This is a genomic window from Pseudooceanicola sp. NS-SX8 (assembly GCF_057380755.1).
The window spans coordinates 2481076-2500134 of record NZ_CM170819.1 but is presented as its reverse complement, the minus strand read 5'-3'; the positions used below and the strand labels follow the sequence as shown (position 1 = coordinate 2500134).

Below are 19059 nucleotides of genomic sequence, written 5' to 3'. Positions count from 1 at the left end.
CATGTTCTCGCCCTCATCCTCCACAAGCGTTCTCATCGTCAGCCACGGCAGCCCTTCGGCCCCGGAGGCACAAGAGCGCAGCATCGCCACGCTCGCGGAACGGGTCGCCGCGCACTTGCCGGAGCGTGTGATCGCTGGGGCCACGCTTGCCGCCCCTGACGCCCTTGAAGCGCAGATTGCACGGCTTGGGCATCCCGTGATCTTTCCGCTCTTCATGTCCGATGGGTATTTCATACGGCATATTCTGGCCGAACGCATCGCGCCCCACGGGCTCGAGACCCTGGCACCTTTCGGGCTTTTGCCGGGCCTGCCCGATCTGATCGTGTCCCGTCTGGCCCGTGTTTTGAAGGCCAAGGGGTGGGCCACAGAGGACACAACCCTGCTCATTGCCGCACATGGCGGACAAAGTTCCAAGGGCAATCCCGAGGCCTGCCGGACGTTGAAAGCCACGCTTGCAAACCGGCTAAACTTTCGCGCTATCCGGCTTGGCTTTCTCGAAAACCCGCCCTTCGTGCAGGATATTTCCGGCCATCTAGGACAGGCGATTTGCCTGTCCTATTTTGTGCAACGCGCCGGGCATGTTCTGGATGATCTGCCCCACAGCTTTGCCCGAAGCGGTTTTGAGGGTGTGATCCTGCCGCCCCTGATGGAATGGCCGGAAACGCCAGAGCTGATCGCACGCGCGCTCAGGATGTCCTAGGGCCATCGCTCCATTCCGCGCCAAAGAGCCCCGTCAAAAAACCGTCTGAAAGCTCCATCTTGGGCTCGAACCCTTTGAGATGCGCGATCAACTCCGCCGACGAGAGACGCCCAGACACCCGCTCCGCATAGCGCGCGACAAGCGCAGAAAAATCACCGATCTGCGGTGACAAGCGGACTGCGGCCACGCCTGCGGCCTCAAGTTCCTCGATCTGTGCGGCCACGGTCGCGGTGGTATAACTCAAGGTCTGTACGCCATTGACCACGAGAAATTTCTGATCATCCAGCGTTTCGACCTCCCGACCGTCGGGATCTTCTCCGCAGACGAACTGACAACTGTCTTTCGCGCGATCATGGAGCCGCGCGTGATAGCAGCGCCCCGAAATCGCAAGAGGCAACCGTCCATGTCCCCAGACCTCTATGGCGATACCAAGGTCACGCCCCACGGCGCAAAGCTCCACCACGGCTGCCATCGGCAGTTCCGGCGGCAGACAGACCCGCGTCGCGCCCCGCCCGGCCAGAAACCTGAGCGTGCTGTCATTATAAACATTCACCAAAGGCCCGACCCAGAAGTCTACGCCTTTAGGCAGGTGGTAAAGCGCAGAAAGATCGTTCACCTCGATGGGCAAGCCCATATCCATAAGATCGGCGGTGAGTTTGCGTTCGCGTTTCAGCGTAATCAGACCGAGGCTTGTTATCGCAACCTCCTTGTCCGCAGCCAAAAGAGCCTCGACCGCCTGCGGAATCTCAGCCTGCCAGAACGGCAACCTTTTGGAACAAACCACCTCGCCAAGCACGACCCGCGTCGCATCGGACTGCACCAGATCGGTATAAAACTCGCGCACGCGTTCGGCCTGCCAGAAAAACGGGTTCGGCCCGATTGTAAGGTCCATCGTCACACTCCTGTCCAACGTGTTTTATGGGCAGCGCCATGTCCGCGCCGGTTTAAAGCGTTGCACGCACCTCGCCTTTATCTGATGCCTCAGGTTAAAGGCGTGACGCTTTAACGCCAGGTTTTCGCATAGGCTCCGGTGGTCGCAGCCTGACCTTCGGTCAGTTTCGCCAGTGTCGATTTCGGCAAGGGCGCCCCAGCCTCCTGCGCCTCGACCGCCGTCCGAAAGGCGCGCACGACCTGAGCCACATAGGCCCGAGAGCGTTGCCGCCCTTCGATTTTGAGCGCGGTGACCCCGGCCTTATCCAGTTGCGGGATGAGATCGGTTGCATCAAGACTTACCGGATCCTCGAAAATATGTCCGGTCTGCGCGCCAGAGGTGAAACAACCTTTGCACAGCGTCGGATAGGGGGCCGGAGCCTCTTTCGGCGTGCGGTGGATGGTATAGCCGCCCAGCCGCGCCGCAAGCTCATCGCCTTCCTCGGCATAGACCACATGGCTTGCCGGAGAGCAGACGCCATTCATGTTGGGTGACTGACCCGTGGCATAAGACGACAAGGAACAACGCCCCTCTGCCATGACACACAGCCCCCCAAAGACGAACACCTCGGTTTCGACATCGATCTCCCGGTTGATCGCGGCGATCTCCGCAACAGTCAGCACCCGAGGCAACACGACGCGCCGCACACCGAATGTCTCGGCATAGAAATTGATCGCATCGGGGTTGGCGGCGGCGGCCTGCACTGACAGGTGACGACGCAGATCGGGATGGTGTTCGGCCGTGTGGGCCAAAAGCCCGAGATCGGCAAGGATTACGGCATCCGCCCCACAGATTTCGGCATCACGCACCGCAGCGTGCCATAGGGGTTCTGCCCCTGCGCGCGGGAAGGTATTGATCGCCACCAGCACTTTCGAGCCCCTGTCATGGGCAAAGCGCACAGCCTCCGCCAAATCGTCGCGCGAAAAATTCAGTCCGGGGAAATTACGCGCATTGGTCTCGTCGGCAAAGCCGCAATATACGGTATGCGCCCCCGCCGTCACGGCCGCACGCAGGGCGGCGGGAGTGCCCGCCGGGCAAACAAGTTCCATCATGGCATCTCTCCGAACATATCGACACGGTGTAGTGGCAAACCCGTCATGCGTTCCGCCGAGGACGACATGCGGCGCACAAGAGGGGCAAACCGGCCGGACAGGCCCGCCAAATCCTCGGTCAGATCAAGCTCAGCATCATCCATCGCATTGCGCAGCGCCAGAGCGGCGGAGGTATCCCCCTCGACGGTCAGATCGCGTGAAAAGAACAGCGCATCGCCATCCTCATAGCCATGCATCATCGCCAGAAAATGCGGCAACGGCCCGGCAATTCGCACGTCGTAATCCGGGCTTGCCCCGCGCCGGTGAGCCGTCATGCGTCCGCCGTCGGGGCGCAGCAAAAGGACATGTGGCAAATCGGTAATGTCGATCAGGAACCGCCGATCCGCATAACTTCCGAGGCGGCGCAGCATAGCGGGGTGGTCCGCAATCATTCGCGTCGTGATGCGTTGCAGCACATGCGTCAGCGGAAACAACGGCAAAGGGCGCAGCGCCATTCCAAGCACTTTTGGAAGGCGCACAGCATCGCCGGGCATGTTGGCAGGCATGAAGCCTCCTTGTCTCATCTGCATCTTGTCTGCCGGTTTTCTAGGTAATCTTTCGAGGCAGGCGTTTGATTTTCGTCAAGACCCGAACCACGGCGTGCTGCTAGCGCAAAGAAAAAGAGAGCCACATGCGAACCCTGCCCGTTTTCACCGATCTGCGCGCCTTTCTCCACTGGACCGAAAGCCAGAGCGATCTGGTGCGTCTCACACATCCCGTTGCGGTCGAACAGGAAATGACCGCCATTCAACTGGCCGCGCTGCGCCGGAGCGGACCTGTCTTGCGCTTTGAACGGGCCATGTCCCGAGGAGTGCAGGCCAAGATGCCCGTCGTAACGAACCTGTTCGGAACACCCGATCGGGTGGCTGCCGGGCTTGGCATGACCTTGGATGAGGTGCCACAGTTGGGCGCCTTTCTTGCCGCGTTGCGCGCGCCTGCGCCCGTCGAGGGAATGAAAGACGCGCTGTCGCGCTGGCCGATGTTACGCGCGGCCTTGCAGACCCGCCCGAAACTGCGCCGCAGTGGACCATGTCAAGACATCGACGCGCCGATAGATTTGCATGCCCTGCCGATCCAGACTCCATGGCCCAAAGATGCCGGGCCGCTCATCACATGGCCTGTGGTAATCACACGACCGGCTGGCAGCACGATGGAAGAGACCGCTCGTTACAACCTTGGGGTCTACCGTGCGCAGGTGATTGACGCCGACAGGCTGATCATGCGCTGGCTGGCACATCGCGGCGGGGCCGCACATCATCGGACATGGCAGAGCGAGAGGGAGAAAATGCCCGTGGCCATTGCCCTTGGGGCTGATCCCGCGACATTGCTCTCTGCCGCCTTGCCTCTTCCCGAGACTGTGTCGGAACTGACATTTTCCGGCGTCTTACGCGGCGCGCGCACCGAACTTGTCCCCGCCCGCAGCGTGCCACTACTCGTCCCCGCCCATGCAGAGATCATCATCGAGGGCTGGATCGACCCGACAGAGACATCCCCCGAAGGCCCATTTGGCGATCACACCGGCTATTACAATTCAGTCGAACCCTTCCCCGTCATGCAGGTAAGTGCCATCACGCACCGGCGCGATCCGCTCTATCTCAGCACTGTGACGGGGCGTCCACCAGACGAACCCTCGGTTATCGGGGAGGTGTTCAACACCCTGTCCTTGCCGGTCATCCGCGGGCAAATCCCCGAGATCACAGATCTCTGGCTGCCACCCGCCGCCTGTTCCTATCGCATGGCCGTGATCCAGATCGACAAAGGCTACCCCGGACAGGCGCGGCGGGTGATGATGGCACTTTGGGGGATGTTGCCACAGTTCTCCTATACGAAGACGCTTGTGGCGGTGGATCAGGACATCGACCCGCGCAATTGGGATGATGTGGCCTGGGCGTTGGCCACGCGCATGGACCCGGCACGTGATGTGATGCTCCTGACAGATACACCTATGGATTATCTCGATTTTGCCTCCACCAAAGAGGGGCTGTCAGGCAAACTCGGTCTGGATGCCACCACAAAGATCGGGACGGAAACCTCACGCGACTGGGGCACTGTGATGCAGCTCAACCCCGACCATGTCGCACAGGCAGAGCATGTGCTGGAAGAGGCGGGATTATGAGCAGGAAAACTGTAATTTTAGGGGTGTCGGGAGCCTCGGGAGCCATTCTGGCGCGCGATATTGTGCGTGTTTTGAACCACTGTGAAACCAAAGTTGAGCTTGTATGTTCAAAGATGGCGGAGCGCACCTTTGAGCTGGAGCTTGGGCCGGAGGCGCTTGATGATTTGCGCGATCAAGTCAGCACATGTCATCAGCCCGAGAACCTCGGCGCCACGATTGCCAGCGGGTCTTCCCCGGTGCACGGCATGATCGTTGCACCCTGCTCCATGCGCACACTTGCAGCCATCGCGCATGGGCTTGACGACAATTTGCTGACCCGCGCGGCGGGGGTGCAGCTCAAGGAACGCCGCCCCCTGATCCTGTTGACTCGCGAAGCGCCACTGACGCTTGCGCAGCTGCGCAATATGGTGACGGTGACCGAAATGGGGGCCATCGTCCTGCCTCCGGTGCCTGCATTTTACCTCTTGCCGCAATGCGTGGAAGACATCAGCGCGCAAATCGCGGCGCGCGCGGTCGATCTGTTGCGGCTTGCTTCGCCTCAGGCCTCGGCCTGGCAAGGCTGAGCCTTTTGCGGATCTTTCGACGGCCCCGGCTCTCGCGGCAGAAAACAAAGCCGAATGCCATCGCGTCCCCTCACGGTCAGTTGAGCCACCGGAACGGGTGGATTGCTCCTATCGAGAGAGACGCGGAACCGGCGCATCATCATGGCGAGGATCAACGGGCCTTCGGTCATGGCAAAGGCCGATCCGGGACAGACCCGCGCCCCTTTGGAGAACGGCAGATAGGCGATCCGTGCACTCGCGCGCCCCGCTTTGGTCTCCCATCGGGACGGATCAAAGCCATCAGGATCGTCCCAGAACAGCTCATGCCGATGCAAATGCCATGGGCTGATCACCACCTGAGAACCTTTCGGAACGGTGCGACTTCGAAACCGTGTTGGGCAGGCTGCTTCGCGCAGATACATCGGCACAGGCGGGTAAAGCCGCATCGCCTCGCGAAACACCGCACGGGCATCTCGAAGTTTGGACACGGTTGAAAAATAGATCTTTTCCGGGTCAATCTCCCGCTGCGCCTCAATCGCCACACGATCCTGCCATTCCGGAGACAGGGCCAGAAGATACAGCGCCCAGCCAAGTGCCGCCGCCGTGGTCTCATGCCCCGCCAAAAGGAAAATCCCGACCTGATCGACCATTTCAGAACGGCTAAAAACCGAACCGCTCTCCTGGTCCGGCGTAGTCATGATCCGCGTGGCCAGATCGTCGGGAGCCGTGCCTGCCGCGATCTCTGCGGCGCGCCGGTCGACCAACTGTCCGATCAGCGCTCGGATATGACGCGCGCTTTCTCGCGTGGCGCGCGCCCGCAGGCGTGGAACCCAGCGCGGCAAGGGCAGGAAGGAGGCGGAATTGATCATCGGCTGGGAGGATTGATGCACACGAAACGCGGCGAACACCGCCTGCGCCGTCTCATCCCCGACCGGTAGGGAAAACAGTGTGCGAAAAATCACGTCAAGCGCGACATGGCTCATCTGCGGTTCGACATCCAGCGCGCGACCATCCGCGATAGCTTCCAGACGCTGAGCCGCCGCGACGGCTGCCTCCCACATCGCAGGAAACACCTCGCGCACCCGACCGCTTTCAAAAGCCGGGTCTATGATGCGCCTTTGCCGTCTCCATTCTTCGCCATTGGTGATGAAAATAGAATGCCCCAGAAGTGGCAGAAGGCCTTCGAACAAGCGGGTGGATTTCGGGAAATCTTCGGGGGTTTCACTCAGGACACGATCCACGAGTTCAGGATCGTTGCACAGGAAAGAACGAAAGAACGGCGTCCGAAATTCAGCCATCCAAGCCCGGTAAAGCCGCGCAGGCTGCGCCGACAGGATGTCTTTGTGAAATCGCAGAACATAAGAGAAAAGCGAAACCCGCTCGGGACGTGGAGCGGGTTTCGCCGGTTGGGGACATGAATAGGGCAATCGTGATGAAGCATCGGAACTGTCGAATGTATGTGCCGCTTCATCGTGATGCATCGGGCCTCCTTTCATGGGGTAGACCCTCACATGTGCAAATGATTCGACCATTGACTTTAATCAAGACAAAAACAGTGCGACTTTATGTAAGATTGCGGCAAGGACCATTCCTGGCAATGGTCAAGATGACACATTCACGGTCGCCCGCCTGTCGCCAGCCATCCGTCTTACACAGGGGATAGCACAGGTGACTGACACCAGACTTCTATTGTCCAGCGTGGCCGTAGCGGCGCTGATTACGCCCGTTTTGAACGACGCTGCTTTTGCGCAATCTGCCTCACCGGGCGCGATTATCGAACTTGAGCCCATTGTGGTCGAGGGCACAGGTGCGATGAGCACGGCAGAGCTTTTGGAAGAAAAAATGCAAAACGTGCCTCTCGCCGCCGATGTGGTGGGCGCTGAGGACTATGCGACCGCCCCCTCCCCGACCCTCGCCGAGGCGCTGAAATTCTCGCCAGGTGTCGTGGTGCAGGAATTCTTTGGCGGGCATGACCAGCCGCGATTGCAGATTCGCGGCTCCGGCCTGCAACAAAACCCGACAGAGCGCGGCATCCTCGTTTTGCAGGACGGCATGCCGATCAACCGCGCCGATGGCACATTCGTCGTCGGCCTCGCCGCCCCGTCTCAAGCCGAGGCCATCGAGGTCTGGCGTGGCGCCTCGGCGAACCGTCTGGGGGCTTCGGTCATGGGTGGCGCGCTCAATTTCATCTCGCCGACAGCAGAAAGCCAACCGGGAACCAGATTGTCCTTTGGCGCGGGCAGTTTCGACAGCTATAGCGCTAAGGGCAGCCATGCGATTGACGACGGCAATCTCTCCGCTCTGTTCCGCTTCGATGTCTCCACCTCGGATGGCGAGCGCGAATTCAACAGTTCGGAGCGCAAAATCTTCGGCGGCAACATGTCTTACGACTGGGGCAACGGTGTTGTGACACAGGTGTTCCTGAATCACGCCGATCTGGATTTCGAAGTTCCCGGTCCCTTGAACTGGGATGATCTGAATGCAGATTCCACAGTGATCAACGAAAACCCGGCTCAGGGCGGCGCCAATGGCAATGGCACAGGGATCGGTCCCAATGTGGTGCGCGACAAACCGGCGCGGGAGACCGAACAGACGCTGATCGGCACCCGCACGACCTTTGAAAACGGCGCACATCGCTATGATGTCGGTGTCTCTTATAGCCAGACGGATGACGAATTCACATTTCCGATTGCCCACGGCGTGCGGGTCACCAATGGCTGGGACACCAACCTGATGGCACGTTACGCCTACGTGCCGGATGTCTATGAGCTGCCGCTGGTGGAACTGACCGCCAATTACGCCTATGGCGAGGCGGATCGGGATTATTACGAGAACTCCGGCGGCAATCGCGGGGCGCAATTCGGTCAGAACGCATTCGATGTCTCGACACTCAGCCTCTACGCCGGGGCGAATGTGCCGATCGGGTCCGAATGGCTCGTGACACCCTCTGTGTCCTACACCCGCGCAACCCGCGACAACAAAGACCTCTGGGGCAATGGCTCTGACTTTGAGAACACCTATGACGGGTGGAGCCCCTCGCTGTCGCTGCGTTGGAAACCGAATGCGGATCAAACCGCCTGGATTTCGCTTGCGCGCAGTTTTGACGCCCCCACGAGTGACGATCTGATCTCTTCGGTTGGCGGCAATGTCAACACCAGCCCCACCACGGTGAGTGCCGCCGATCTGGAGGCCCAGACGGCCGATACGATCGAGATCGGCTACCGCGGGCGCGTGGATCGGTTTGGCTGGGATGTTGTGGCTTATCATTCAGAGCTGGACAATGAGTTCCTATTGCTCAACACCTCCTCTGGCGTCCCCTACACCACCAATGCCGATAAAACCGTGCACAACGGGATCGAATTGGGCCTCAATGCCGAATTCAGCCCGGTTCTGCGCGGGCGTCTGGCCTATACTTGGCAGGACTTCCATTTCGACAATGATGCGACGCGCGGCGACAACCAACTGGCCGGCGCACCGGAACATCTTTTGACGGCGGGTCTGGAATGGGATGCGCTGGAGAACCTGACGCTTTCCGGCACGGTGACCTGGCGTGAGAAGATGCCGGTGGACAATATGAACACGACTTGGGAAGAGTCAGCGGTCCTGGTCGATCTGGGCGCGCGCTGGCGGGTCAGCGACATGGTGGAACTCGTCGCCGAAGTTACCAATGTCACAGATGAGACCTATGCCTCGGCCATCGTCGCGACAGATCGGGTCATGTACACCAATCAGGCCGTGTTTATCCCCGGTTCAGGCCGTGCGGTGTTTATTGGGGCCAATCTGGCGTTTTAAAACGTCACAGCCTCAAATGATCTGAACTCAAGCGACATGCACACAAAACGCCCCTGAGACGGGGCGTTTTGTGTGCGAGGTGGGTCTGAATGGGAACGGATCAATGGAACGTGACGATGTCGTCTTTCAGGAGTGCCGCATATCCTGATCGCCAGTCGGGGTATGTCAATTCAAAGCCCGGCAAGGCGCACAGGCGCCACGGGTGGCAGCCCCGCCTCTTCGATCGGACAGCTTTCAGGGCGTGACAGGCCCAGCATCTCGGCCACACCAAATATCACATCAGAGGCGGCACAGGGGGCACCATCGGAAAGGTTGATCACGCGCCGCCTCTCAGGCGACAAAAGCGACGCGACTGTCGCTCCGGCAATATCATCGCGGTGAATGCGATTAAAAACCTGACCGGGCTTCAGGATGGCTTTTGCCGTCCCCAAAGAAAGCCGCGCGATCAGATTGCGGCCCTCGGGTCCGTAGATGCCGGCGATGCGCAAAATGTCCAGGGCCGAAGCACGCTCTTTGGCAAACTCCGCCCATTGCGTTTCCGCAACGAGGCGCGCCTTGGCGTCGCGGGTTTGCGGATCGGGGATGCGGGTTTCGTCAATCCATGCGCCGCCACAATCCCCATAAACCGCCGTCGAAGAATAATAGCCGATCCAGCGCAAATCCGGTGTCGGGATGGTCGCGATCGCCTCATACCCCGGACAGCTCTCCCCTAACGGCGGCACGGAGATCAAAAGATCGGTGACCCCATCAAGAGAAGGAGAGAGCAAACGCCCCTCAACATCCAAAACCACGGGTGTTGCCCCGATGGCCTCAAGAACATGTGCTTTCTCCGGGTCAGGTCCATGCTCTGTGGCTCTGAGGGTCGCGCTGACTTCCCCGCCTCCTGCCACGAACCTCCGGGCCACCTCGCGGGCGGCATAGCCTGGCCCGAGAATGAGCATGTGCCGCCCCGAAAGTGCGCCCGTAACAGGTTTTGTCATCCTCATTTCGCCTTCTGCAACCGCGCCTCCAGCGCATCGAAGGCCTGCATCTGTTCTGGAAAAATCTGGCGATTTTCATCGCGTCCGAGATAGATTTTGAACAGGCAGTGCCCGTCGTGACCATAAAACTGAACCGAGCGCGTTTCCATGGAAAACAATTTGCGTCGCACAAAGGCCAGCACAGCGCAGGCCTCGATATTGAGGTGGCCGCCCGTCGGCTTGCCTTTGAGATTATACATGCCATGGCCAACCGTGCCGCCCTTGAGCGGTGCCTTGCATTCCAGGATCACTGGTCCAGTGTTGACGACAAAGGTCACCTCACCCCAATCTGCGATATCGTCGAGCACCGCCACCATATGCGCGCCATCGAATTCCACCACCTCTCCCTCGGGAAGTGCTTTGAGCACCGCAAGAGGTGTGGTTTTTGCCGCGCGCGCGATGTCTTCGAGCGCTGCGGTGGGATTGGCGCCAAGCGCCTCTTGCAGAGTTTGCGGCGTTGTAACGTCATCAATCATATCATGTCCTCCAAGTCGGGATGTTGATCAAGCCAGCCGATCAGACGCGCGGTCATCGCAACCTGCCAAAACCGTCCGGCGCGCGTGAGCGGGTAAAATCTGTGTTGGCGAGTCATAAGACCCGTCCGCACCCATTGGGCCAAAAGCGGCGCAAGATGCGGCATCACCTCGACACGTCCTGCTGTCAGCTTTCGTGCACCGGCCTCAAGCAAATCAGGATCGAACCGCCCACGCTCCATGCCGGATTTGATCGCATTATGAAGCGGCGCACGCGACGATGGCCGCATCATGCCCATCGTGAGGCAAGCCTCTGTCCCGGCGTTTTCGGCATAAGCCGCAAGATCGGAGAGAATACGATAATTCACCCCATTCACAAAGCCCCCGGCACCGGCCCCGAAAGCCAGACAATCGGCCCCGGTCTTGACCGCCAGATTATAGACATTGCGTTCACGCAGGCTGCCCTGCCAATGGGTCGTCGAGATTTGTCGCCAGCCTGCCCGCTGCGCTGCCTCTTCGCCTGCGGTGAAGAAATCGCCCAGATCGGCCCTAGCGGCGGGCAACATCTTGCCTTTGTCGATCGCGGTCAAAAGCGGCGTGCCGGGGATGAGGTTCAGCGCATAAAGGTCGAACCCATCGAGACCGATCTCGGCACAGAGCGCCACGTCTGAGGCGACATGGTCCGGCGTCTGCTTCGGCAGGCCATAGATCAGATCAACCACAATGGCCCCGCAATCCAGCGCCACAAGCCGCTCCAGGCATCGGATCACCTCGCGCCGCTCCGCCTTGCGCCCAAGCGGGCGACGGATCGCGTTTTCAAAGCTCTGGACACCAAGAGAAACACGCGTCGCCCCCGCGTCAAAGGCCGCGCGTGCCTTTTCAAGTCCAAAGGAGTGTACACGGCCCTCAAGGGTGATCTCGCAATCGGGTGCAAGCGGCAGGTTGCTGCGCAGCGCCGTGATCAGACGCGCGATGTCCCCGGCGGCCAGCGCCGTGGGCGTGCCCCCGCCAAGATAGACCGCCTGAAGAGGCGGCCCATCTCGGGCGGGCGTGCGGGCAAAGGCCTCAAGTTGTGCAATGACCGCATCGACATAGGGCGCACCTTCGCTGCCGCGCCAGGCATTTTGATAAAACCCGCAGAACAGACAGTGATTTTCGCAGAACGGCACATGCACATAGGCCACCGCGCGATTTTTGCGGGGAGCGGCATGTAAACCGGACCAAAGCGCAGGCACTTCGTCCTGCGGCACGGGTCGCATACCGACGAAAGGATGCACCGCGCGTTTGCTCTCAAAGGCATCCGCCAGCGGGGTTGCGGTGTCACGGGCGTAGAAGTCTTTGAGGGTTGCGGGCTTTGCCGCCTGCTCTGGCATCTGCGGCCTGCGGGCGCGACTGGTGGGATGGGATGTGTCAGCCATCGTTCTGCACAAATTGCGCAGATCTGGTGCAATAGATCGCCAACTCAGCCACCTCGTCGGCTGTGCAGGATTGATCATCTGTCAGAGGAAACACCCTGTATCCGTCCTCAGCGGGCAATTCCACACGGTAGCGATGGATTTCCGCCTCGGGCGGGGTGCCGTGAATGAACGGCGACAGGCGCACATCGGTTTCGCCGCAGCGGGTCAACAGAGGCGGCTGTCCCGCCTCCGTGAGGATTTGCGTCACCACATCCTGCATCGCCAGGCAGTCCTCCATATCCTCCGTGGGGGAGAGGGTGAGCCGGGGCTCTCCCTCTGCGGCAAGCGTCAAGATCAGCAAAGCGACTTCAAGCATGGCACACCTCAGAAAGTTTTGGTCAAGAACAGATTGATCGAACGCTCCGCCCCCGGCATTTGACCATAGGGGGTATAGCTGCGGTCGGTCAGGTTGATCATCTCGGCCACAAGGCTCAGGCCATTGCCGAAATCCATATCCGTGCGCAGGTTCAGTGTGCCGTAGCCTGCGGTGCTATCACTGATCGCGCCGCTGTCATCGCGATAGGACACCCCGCTTTCGCCGCGGACGTAGAGATCGAAAGTGCCGGAAACCTGATCGAGCGTCCAATCCTTGCGCAACCCGATTTTACCGGAAAGATCCGGCGTCCCGCTGTCAAAGGTCATATAGCCATTGGCGTAATGCAATTGGCGACGCATGGCGGAAAGGGAGACATAGGGCGTCATTTGCCAGAGATCGAGATCATGCTCCGCATAGACTTCAAGCCCCCAACTTTTGGCCTGATCGACATTCTCATAGGTGCCTGTCGTGCCATCCGACACGGTCGCGATGTAATCGGTGGCATCGGTGTAAAACAGCGTCGCATCCAGCGTCGTCGCCCCGGCATTATAGCGCGCCCCAAGTTCGAAGGTGGTCGCCCGTTCGGGTTTCAGATCGGGGTTGCCCTCAAGCGTCACACCGCCACCTGTCGTGGTCAGGAACATCTGGCCGAGCGTTGGGTAGATATAGCCCTGCGACAGGTTTGCCCTGAGTGCAAGAGCGCTGTTCGGGGACCAGACAAGCCCAGCCGCGCCCAGCACAAGGCTATCGGAATTCGAGGTAGTATCCCCTTCGACGCCATCTTCAACAGACGCGATATGATCGGCGGAAACGTCATACCAGCGTGCGCCCAAGTTGGCGGTCAGCGTGTCGCTGAGTGAGATCTCATGTTGGCCATAGACGCTTAGCGTGCGGATTTTCGCCTCGTCATGACGGACCGTGGTGACAGGCGCCATGACCGTCGTCACGGTCTGTTTGTCGGTGGTGAGGGCATCATCTTCATATTCGATCCCCGCCAAAGTCCGACTGTTCGCTGAGAACTTCATCTCCGCCTTGATGTTGAGGCCCGAGGTTTCCTGTTCATCCACAGAGCTGGACAGGATATTCATCGACATCATCGGATTGATCGCAACGGTCACATCATTGTTAAATTCGCGATCAATGGTCTGATGGTAGGCATCGACATGCAATGTGTTGAGCCATGGCGTCAGATCCGTGCCCTCATAAAAGGCTGAGAGTTTGCGCAAATCGCGATGCGGCAGGCCGATGATGAAATCCTCATCGCCGGTATAAACCTCCGCCGCCAGATCGTAGGCCTGCCCTTTGAGGCCGAAATAATGGTTGCCGGTGCGGTAGCCCAGATGCACGGCGAGATTGTCGTCGGACACAGACGAACGATCCAGCTCCCCATCCGGGGTCTTGCGGTTGCCCTGATCCATCTTGCCAATGTCGAGCCGGTAATCGAGCGCGCCCGCCCCTGACGCCGTCTGAACCGTGCCACTGGCAGAGGCCGATGCGCGATACCCTTCGGTGGCGGAAATATAGCCCGCGGTGGTGCTCAGTTCGAACGGTTTGTCGGCGCCCTTCTTGGTGATAATGTTGATCACCCCACCGATGGCGCGGCTGCCCGACACCACCGATGACGACCCGCGCACCACTTCGATGCGGTCGATCGTGGTCGGATCGACCAGAATGGGCTGACCGTAATTTGTGTGATCGGTGAGTTTTTGCCCGTCGATCATGATTGCCAGACGACGCGAGGTTTCGCCCCGGATCGACACACGTTCGATCCCTTCTTCATTGATCTGGAGCCCCGGCACATCGCGCAGCAGGGTGGCGATGGACACGGGCGCGGTGTTTTTCAACTCTTCGGCGCTGATGACCGTGATCGAAGCCGGGTTCTCCATCACCTCGGTCGGAAGACCCGTGCCAATCACAGTGATGGTGTCCAGTAGAATATAATCGTCCTCCGCAAGACCCGCCGTCGCGCACAGCCCAAGCGCAGAACTCATCAAAAGACTGGAAAGAGTAGATGAGGTAAACTTTTGCATATGTCCCCCGGCGTCAAAATGCGTTTTCCACCTGGCACGGAATCGAGGGCTGGGTTTGGGGATAAATTACAGCGTAGCACGCAAGGACGGCTTGACATAAGTCAATAGGTGACAAAAACAATAAGCTTTTAAAGCATTTCTGCTCAAACCCGATTTCAGGGCCAGACATAGACCCCGATCACCGGACCGTGCAGGCTCAGGAGCACCCCATAAAGTCCCAGCCCGAGGACGAGGCGCAAAAGCGCGGCGGGGATGGATTTGCGCGGCGGCCAGATACGGCCCTTTCGGGTCGCGGCCCGCAGCGCGTCAAAATCGACATCACGCGCAGCCATCTGTCGCCGCGTCCGCCGGTCGATCATCCTTCCGCCCATCAAGGCGAAAATCCCAAAGGCGCCAAACAGGATCACATGCGACAGATCGCCATTGGGCAAGACATGCGCAAAGGCCCAAAGCGCCAGCGACAGCAAAAGCGGATGTCTGGACAACCGCACAATCCCCGGATGCGAAGGATCGAACCTGTCGTTATGTGCGCCACCAAATGAGAACGGGTTCGGGCGCGCGATGCTGGCGGCGAGCAACAGACAGACCACCAACATGATCGTCAACGTGACATGGGACATCCAGATCAATGTTGGCCAGAGCATCACATATGGCGCGCGATAAGCCGCAACGATCAGCCAGGTGAGGATCGCGATCGACAGGATCGAATAGGCAATGCCGAACCCACGCGCCCCGATCCGCGCGACGATCCACGGCTTTACGGGCGGGCGCACAGGGATCGCATGGCTCAGGAAGAACGCAACGAATGCGAGGATGAAAATGCCCCATCCGCTCATGACATGCCTCTCCCGACCACTGTCTCATCCTTTGCGATCTAACTTAAAGCGTTTTTCGTTTAATCTGAATCAGATTGAGCGAAAAATGTTTCCACACAAAATTGATATTGCTGCGTTTCTCAAAAATTGAGTGCCTCAAGTTTTTGAGAAACGCTTTAGAAATTAATCTAAGCCTGTCGTAGCGTCATACATTGATTATTGTCAAAACACTCCGCGACACGTCTGCGTACGGGTTGCCATATCCTGAACCCGTCTCTAGGGTCACCGCGATAATTTCCATCATAGCTCATGTTCCGAAAGGCCTGCCATGCAAAAGGAGATCGCAGAGATCGCAAGAACCTCGCTTTTGCTCAAAAACGCTCCCCCCGCATTGGTCGAACCCCTGCTAGAGGGGGCGCGTGTGACACGGCATACCCGTGGCGAGACGATCTTTATCCAGGATGATCCAGCCGATGCGATCCATATCGTTGCCAGCGGATGGGTGAAACTTTACCGCATTGCCGCCAATGGCGCGGAGGCGGTCGTGGGCACATTCACCAAAGGGCACTCCTTTGGCGAAGCGGTGGCGTTACGCTCGGCGCGCTATCCGGTGTCGGCGGAGGCTGTGACCGATTGTGAACTGATCACGGTCAATGCCAATACGCTGATCCAGATGCTCGAAAGCAATCCGAAGATCGCCATCTCCATGCTCACCGCGACCTATGCGCATCTGCACGATCTCGTGTCTCAGGTCGAACAACTCAAGTCCCGCACCGCTCCGCAGAGGGTGGCGGAATTCCTGCTCGATCTGTGCGAGCATGACAGCGGCACCTGTCAGGTCATCTTACCCTATGACAAAATGCTGATCGCGGGACGACTTGGCATGAAACCCGAAAGCCTCTCGCGCGCCTTTGCGAAACTCAAGGAACAGGGCGTCACGATCAAACAGAACGCCGCCGAGATCAAAGAGATCGAGGCTTTGCGCGACTACGTCGAAGAAGACCCTTCTTCCTCTTGGGCGCGCTAAAACGTTATCCTATCAGAACCAAAGCAAGAGCCAAGGCGAACCATAGCGCCACCGCAAGCGTCATTCCGGAGAGAATTCGCGGTGCCTGTCTCAGGTCCAGATAGTCCGATAGGATCACCCGTGCTTTCACAAAGGCCAAAGCCAAGAGAAGCGGCCCCAGCCAAAGCGCGCGCACCCCAGCGCTCGCCAAAGCCGTTGTCAGCCCCGAAGCCAGAATCAGCAACAGCCATGCCCGGACCAGATCGCTCATGCTCCCCCCATCAGGTAGATGACCGGGAATACCGCGACCCAGACCAGGTCGACCAGATGCCAGAACGCCACTCCGGCTGAGATTTCAACGGCGCGTCGACGTAGCATTACGACGATCAGGATCACGATCCCTGCGATGACATGCGCGGCATGAAACCCGGTCAGAAGGTAGTAAAAGGTGAAAAACGGATGGGTTTCCGTAGAAATGCCCTGTGCGATCAATGCTACCCATTCGTGCGATTTAAGCCAGAGAAACCCGACGCCGCCCAAACTTGCCAGGACAAGCGGCCAGAGCGTCAACTGCCGCGCCCCGATGGCCGCGAACAGGCCCGACGTCACCAAAAGCATCGTACCGAGACCTGCCGTGATCGGATGCAGATGCGCCGCCGCCTCGGCAAACCCGAGCGGATCGGAGAGGCGCACGGCAAGAAAGGCCCATAACCCCGCACCGAACACCAGCATCTCCGAGACGATCAGCACCCAGATCATCAGGTCATGCGGGAGCTCTTCGGAAAGGCCCGTATCTTCTGTTCGGGACATTCAATGCCCCACGATCTGCGCGTAAATGCGCGGCAGCGCCTCGGTCAGACGATCCGGATCAGGCACAAGCGCATAGCCCCCCTGCCCGAAAATCCGCGGGAACCAGGCTTTGCCATTCCGGTCGACCGTAATGCCAAAGACCGCATGGCTCGTGCGGCGCGCTTCAAGGACTGCCATACGGCTGTCCTCGATCCCATGTCGCCCCTCGTAATGGTCGAGATCATTGGGCTTTCCATCGGTGATCACCAGCAACAGCCGCCGTTTGCGTCCCTGCGCGGACAGATCGGCACTTGCGTGTCGGATCGCGGTACCAAGACGGGTATAAAACCCCGGTTTGAGCGCGGCGATGCGCGCCTCGACAGCCGGCCCCATTGGCTCCTCGAACCCCTTTGCGCCCGCGATGAACACGCGATCTCGTTTGATCGAGGAAAAGCCATGGATCGCGAAATCGTCGCCACAGGCCTCCAAACCCCAGGCCAGCGCGGTCAGTGCTTCGCGTTCGATGTCGATCACCGGGCGGGCCTTACCCTGATGGCAGGTGACTGTCGCTTCGGTCGATCGTGAGACATCCAAAAGAATCGACACCGCGAGATCGCGTTTCAAGGGCCGGTTCTGACGCCAGACACGCGCATCGCTTTCGCCTGTCGCGGCAAAATCTGCGGCGGCCCGCACCGCGCGCTCATCGTCCAATTCTTCACCGTCAAGATGTCCAGACGTCGAGATCATCGACGGGCGAAGCGCCTCGAATTGCCGTTTAACGGCGTCGATCCGTTTGCGTGCATGGCGATCAAAGACGACCACACCCCCCTCTTCGGGCGCGATGACATGCGACAGAACACGACAATGATCCGGTAGATAAACTCCGCGTTTTACATCCCATTCGGGATAGGTACATTTGGCGGCCAACCGTTCGATATCCGCATCCTCCGGTGCCAGATCGAGATGCAGGCGCAGTTTGGCGGCAGGGGTCTTTTGAATGTCCCCGAGATTGATCTCTTCCTGATCATCGGCAGCTTTTTTAGCGCTGTCCTCATCGTCATCCTCAACCCGGCGGTTGAGGTTGATGAATTGTGCATAGGACAGGATCGCTTCGAATTTGTGCAGAATAAAACTGTCTTTGCGCTCCACCTGATCGGAGCGACGCCGACGCGCACGGTGGGTCTTTTCATCCTCCGGCTCGCCCTGTTCATCAGAGCGTTCGGCTTCATGGGTCGCCACGGCATCGCCGGTAGAGCGGAGCGCCGCACGCGGCTCGACCCAGATCGGCACAGGCAGAAACGAACGATATTTGCGCGGGGCCTGCCATTGTCCGACATCCTCGCTCAGAACCGCATTCAGAAGACTTTTTGCCTTGTCCGAGAGCGGCGCTGGATCGCCCAGAAAATGACGTATCAGCGCTTCGACAAGACGCTCTGCCTCCGGCAATTCCGCCGTGCGGCGCTGAGACAGATAGAGGGCGGCAAGCTCCTCATAGAGTTTTTTCAAACCCGGCGCTTCGTCAAAGGTTTCTGTGAGCGTGCGGTGGATTCGGCCCAGACAGATCAAATCCCGCCGCAGCGGATCGTCCTCTGTTTCACAGGCCATGCTTTGCGACGCCATAGCGGCAAGCCAGAGATAGGTCGAGCCATTCGCCGCCTCCAACGGAAACACCGCGAGAGACGCCGGAAGACGCAACGCACCACCATCGAAACTGGCGCGCGGCACGTCATCGGCAAAGCTACCCAGCGCGCGGCGACGAGAAAGCCGGTGATGGGAGGCCTCGTCAGAGATCGCTTTGATCTCCACCGAGGCATCGCCCCCCATGGCGCGAAAAAAAACGGCCAGCCGCCCGTCGATCCCCGAAAGATCGACCCGGGCCCCCTCATACGCCTCGGGCGCATCAAAGCGGCTGGCCCATTTGTGCCAGAGTTTCCCGACGGTTTCCTCGGGTTCCCATGGCTCAAATTCGATCTTGCCCATGG

At 59.4% G+C, this 19059-nt stretch carries 18 protein-coding genes; 5 read left to right on the top strand and 13 right to left on the bottom strand.

The annotated features are described in order from the left end of the window. Position 1 precedes the first annotated feature (1 nt). Positions 2-700, top strand: a complete 699-nt coding sequence (locus AC2IR1_RS11425) for a cobalamin biosynthesis protein CbiX (RefSeq protein ID WP_486472092.1) — start codon at positions 2-4, stop codon at positions 698-700. Here AC2IR1_RS11425 and ubiV read toward each other — a convergent pair. From ubiV to ubiT, 3 genes are all read right to left on the bottom strand, one after another. After that, positions 687-1592: a ubiquinone anaerobic biosynthesis protein UbiV gene (gene ubiV / locus AC2IR1_RS11420; RefSeq protein WP_486472091.1), complete on the bottom strand. Its 906-nt coding sequence runs from the start codon at positions 1590-1592 to the stop codon at positions 687-689. The genes AC2IR1_RS11425 and ubiV overlap by 14 nt on opposite strands. A 110-nt stretch (positions 1593-1702) precedes the next feature. Further along, on the bottom strand, positions 1703-2680 hold the full coding sequence (gene ubiU / locus AC2IR1_RS11415) for a ubiquinone anaerobic biosynthesis protein UbiU (protein WP_486476409.1): 978 nt from the start codon (positions 2678-2680) through the stop codon (positions 1703-1705). After that, complete coding sequence (gene ubiT / locus AC2IR1_RS11410; RefSeq protein ID WP_486472090.1) at positions 2680-3228, bottom strand: ubiquinone anaerobic biosynthesis accessory factor UbiT; 549 nt, start codon at positions 3226-3228, stop codon at positions 2680-2682. Before ubiT ends, ubiU begins: the two co-directional genes overlap by 1 nt. A 125-nt stretch (positions 3229-3353) precedes the next feature. Between ubiT and AC2IR1_RS11405 the strand changes: the two genes are divergently transcribed. Both AC2IR1_RS11405 and AC2IR1_RS11400 read left to right on the top strand, forming a co-directional pair. Continuing rightward, positions 3354-4838 (top strand): UbiD family decarboxylase, encoded by a 1485-nt coding sequence (locus tag AC2IR1_RS11405; RefSeq protein WP_486472089.1) that lies wholly within the window; start codon positions 3354-3356, stop codon positions 4836-4838. Continuing rightward, positions 4835-5401 carry a UbiX family flavin prenyltransferase gene (locus AC2IR1_RS11400; RefSeq protein ID WP_486472088.1) on the top strand — a complete coding sequence of 189 codons (567 nt, stop codon included), beginning with the start codon at positions 4835-4837 and terminating at the stop codon, positions 5399-5401. Before AC2IR1_RS11405 ends, AC2IR1_RS11400 begins: the two co-directional genes overlap by 4 nt. On the opposite strand, the gene AC2IR1_RS11395 is transcribed toward AC2IR1_RS11400, so the two are convergent. Continuing rightward, positions 5377-6861 (bottom strand): cytochrome P450, encoded by a 1485-nt coding sequence (locus tag AC2IR1_RS11395; RefSeq protein ID WP_486472087.1) that lies wholly within the window; start codon positions 6859-6861, stop codon positions 5377-5379. The genes AC2IR1_RS11400 and AC2IR1_RS11395 overlap by 25 nt on opposite strands. 187 nt (positions 6862-7048) lie before the next feature. On the opposite strand from AC2IR1_RS11395, the gene AC2IR1_RS11390 reads away from it, so the two are divergent. Beyond that, a complete protein-coding gene (locus tag AC2IR1_RS11390) occupies positions 7049-9172 on the top strand; it encodes a TonB-dependent receptor family protein (protein ID WP_486472086.1) in 2124 nt (707 codons plus the stop codon). Positions 9173-9342: 170 nt separating this feature from the next. On the opposite strand, the gene AC2IR1_RS11385 is transcribed toward AC2IR1_RS11390, so the two are convergent. From AC2IR1_RS11385 to AC2IR1_RS11360, 6 genes are all read right to left on the bottom strand, one after another. Then, a complete protein-coding gene (locus tag AC2IR1_RS11385; RefSeq protein ID WP_486472085.1) occupies positions 9343-10152 on the bottom strand; it encodes a Rossmann-fold NAD(P)-binding domain-containing protein in 810 nt (269 codons plus the stop codon). Between the two features lie 2 nt (positions 10153-10154). Continuing rightward, positions 10155-10667, bottom strand: coding sequence for a heme utilization cystosolic carrier protein HutX (gene hutX, locus AC2IR1_RS11380; protein WP_486472084.1), 513 nt, complete (start codon positions 10665-10667; stop codon positions 10155-10157). Continuing rightward, the gene (gene hutW / locus AC2IR1_RS11375; protein WP_486472083.1) at positions 10664-12082 is read right to left on the bottom strand and encodes a heme anaerobic degradation radical SAM methyltransferase ChuW/HutW; all 1419 of its coding nucleotides are present in this window, start codon (positions 12080-12082) and stop codon (positions 10664-10666) included. Before hutW ends, hutX begins: the two co-directional genes overlap by 4 nt. Next, entirely contained in the window at positions 12075-12437 is a 363-nt protein-coding gene (locus AC2IR1_RS11370) for a hypothetical protein (protein ID WP_486472082.1), read from the bottom strand. The genes hutW and AC2IR1_RS11370 overlap by 8 nt, the downstream gene beginning before the upstream one ends. 8 nt (positions 12438-12445) lie before the next feature. Then, positions 12446-14467, bottom strand: a complete 2022-nt coding sequence (locus tag AC2IR1_RS11365; protein ID WP_486472081.1) for a TonB-dependent receptor — start codon at positions 14465-14467, stop codon at positions 12446-12448. A gap of 155 nt (positions 14468-14622) precedes the next feature. Continuing rightward, entirely contained in the window at positions 14623-15303 is a 681-nt protein-coding gene (locus AC2IR1_RS11360; protein ID WP_486472080.1) for an NnrU family protein, read from the bottom strand. A gap of 307 nt (positions 15304-15610) precedes the next feature. On the opposite strand from AC2IR1_RS11360, the gene AC2IR1_RS11355 reads away from it, so the two are divergent. Continuing rightward, a complete protein-coding gene (locus tag AC2IR1_RS11355) occupies positions 15611-16309 on the top strand; it encodes a Crp/Fnr family transcriptional regulator (RefSeq protein WP_486472079.1) in 699 nt (232 codons plus the stop codon). A gap of 4 nt (positions 16310-16313) precedes the next feature. Here the strand turns inward: AC2IR1_RS11355 and AC2IR1_RS11350 are convergent, their stop codons facing one another. Genes AC2IR1_RS11350 through AC2IR1_RS11340 form a run of 3 tightly spaced genes read right to left on the bottom strand, consistent with a single transcriptional unit; the run spans position 16314 to position 19057 of the window. Further along, a complete protein-coding gene (locus AC2IR1_RS11350) occupies positions 16314-16559 on the bottom strand; it encodes a cytochrome C oxidase subunit IV family protein (protein WP_486472078.1) in 246 nt (81 codons plus the stop codon). Continuing rightward, positions 16556-17098 carry a cytochrome c oxidase subunit 3 gene (locus AC2IR1_RS11345; RefSeq protein WP_486472077.1) on the bottom strand — a complete coding sequence of 181 codons (543 nt, stop codon included), beginning with the start codon at positions 17096-17098 and terminating at the stop codon, positions 16556-16558. Before AC2IR1_RS11345 ends, AC2IR1_RS11350 begins: the two co-directional genes overlap by 4 nt. Continuing rightward, the gene (locus AC2IR1_RS11340) at positions 17099-19057 is read right to left on the bottom strand and encodes a nitric oxide reductase activation protein NorD (RefSeq protein ID WP_486472076.1); all 1959 of its coding nucleotides are present in this window, start codon (positions 19055-19057) and stop codon (positions 17099-17101) included. Positions 19058-19059: the final 2 nt, after the last annotated feature.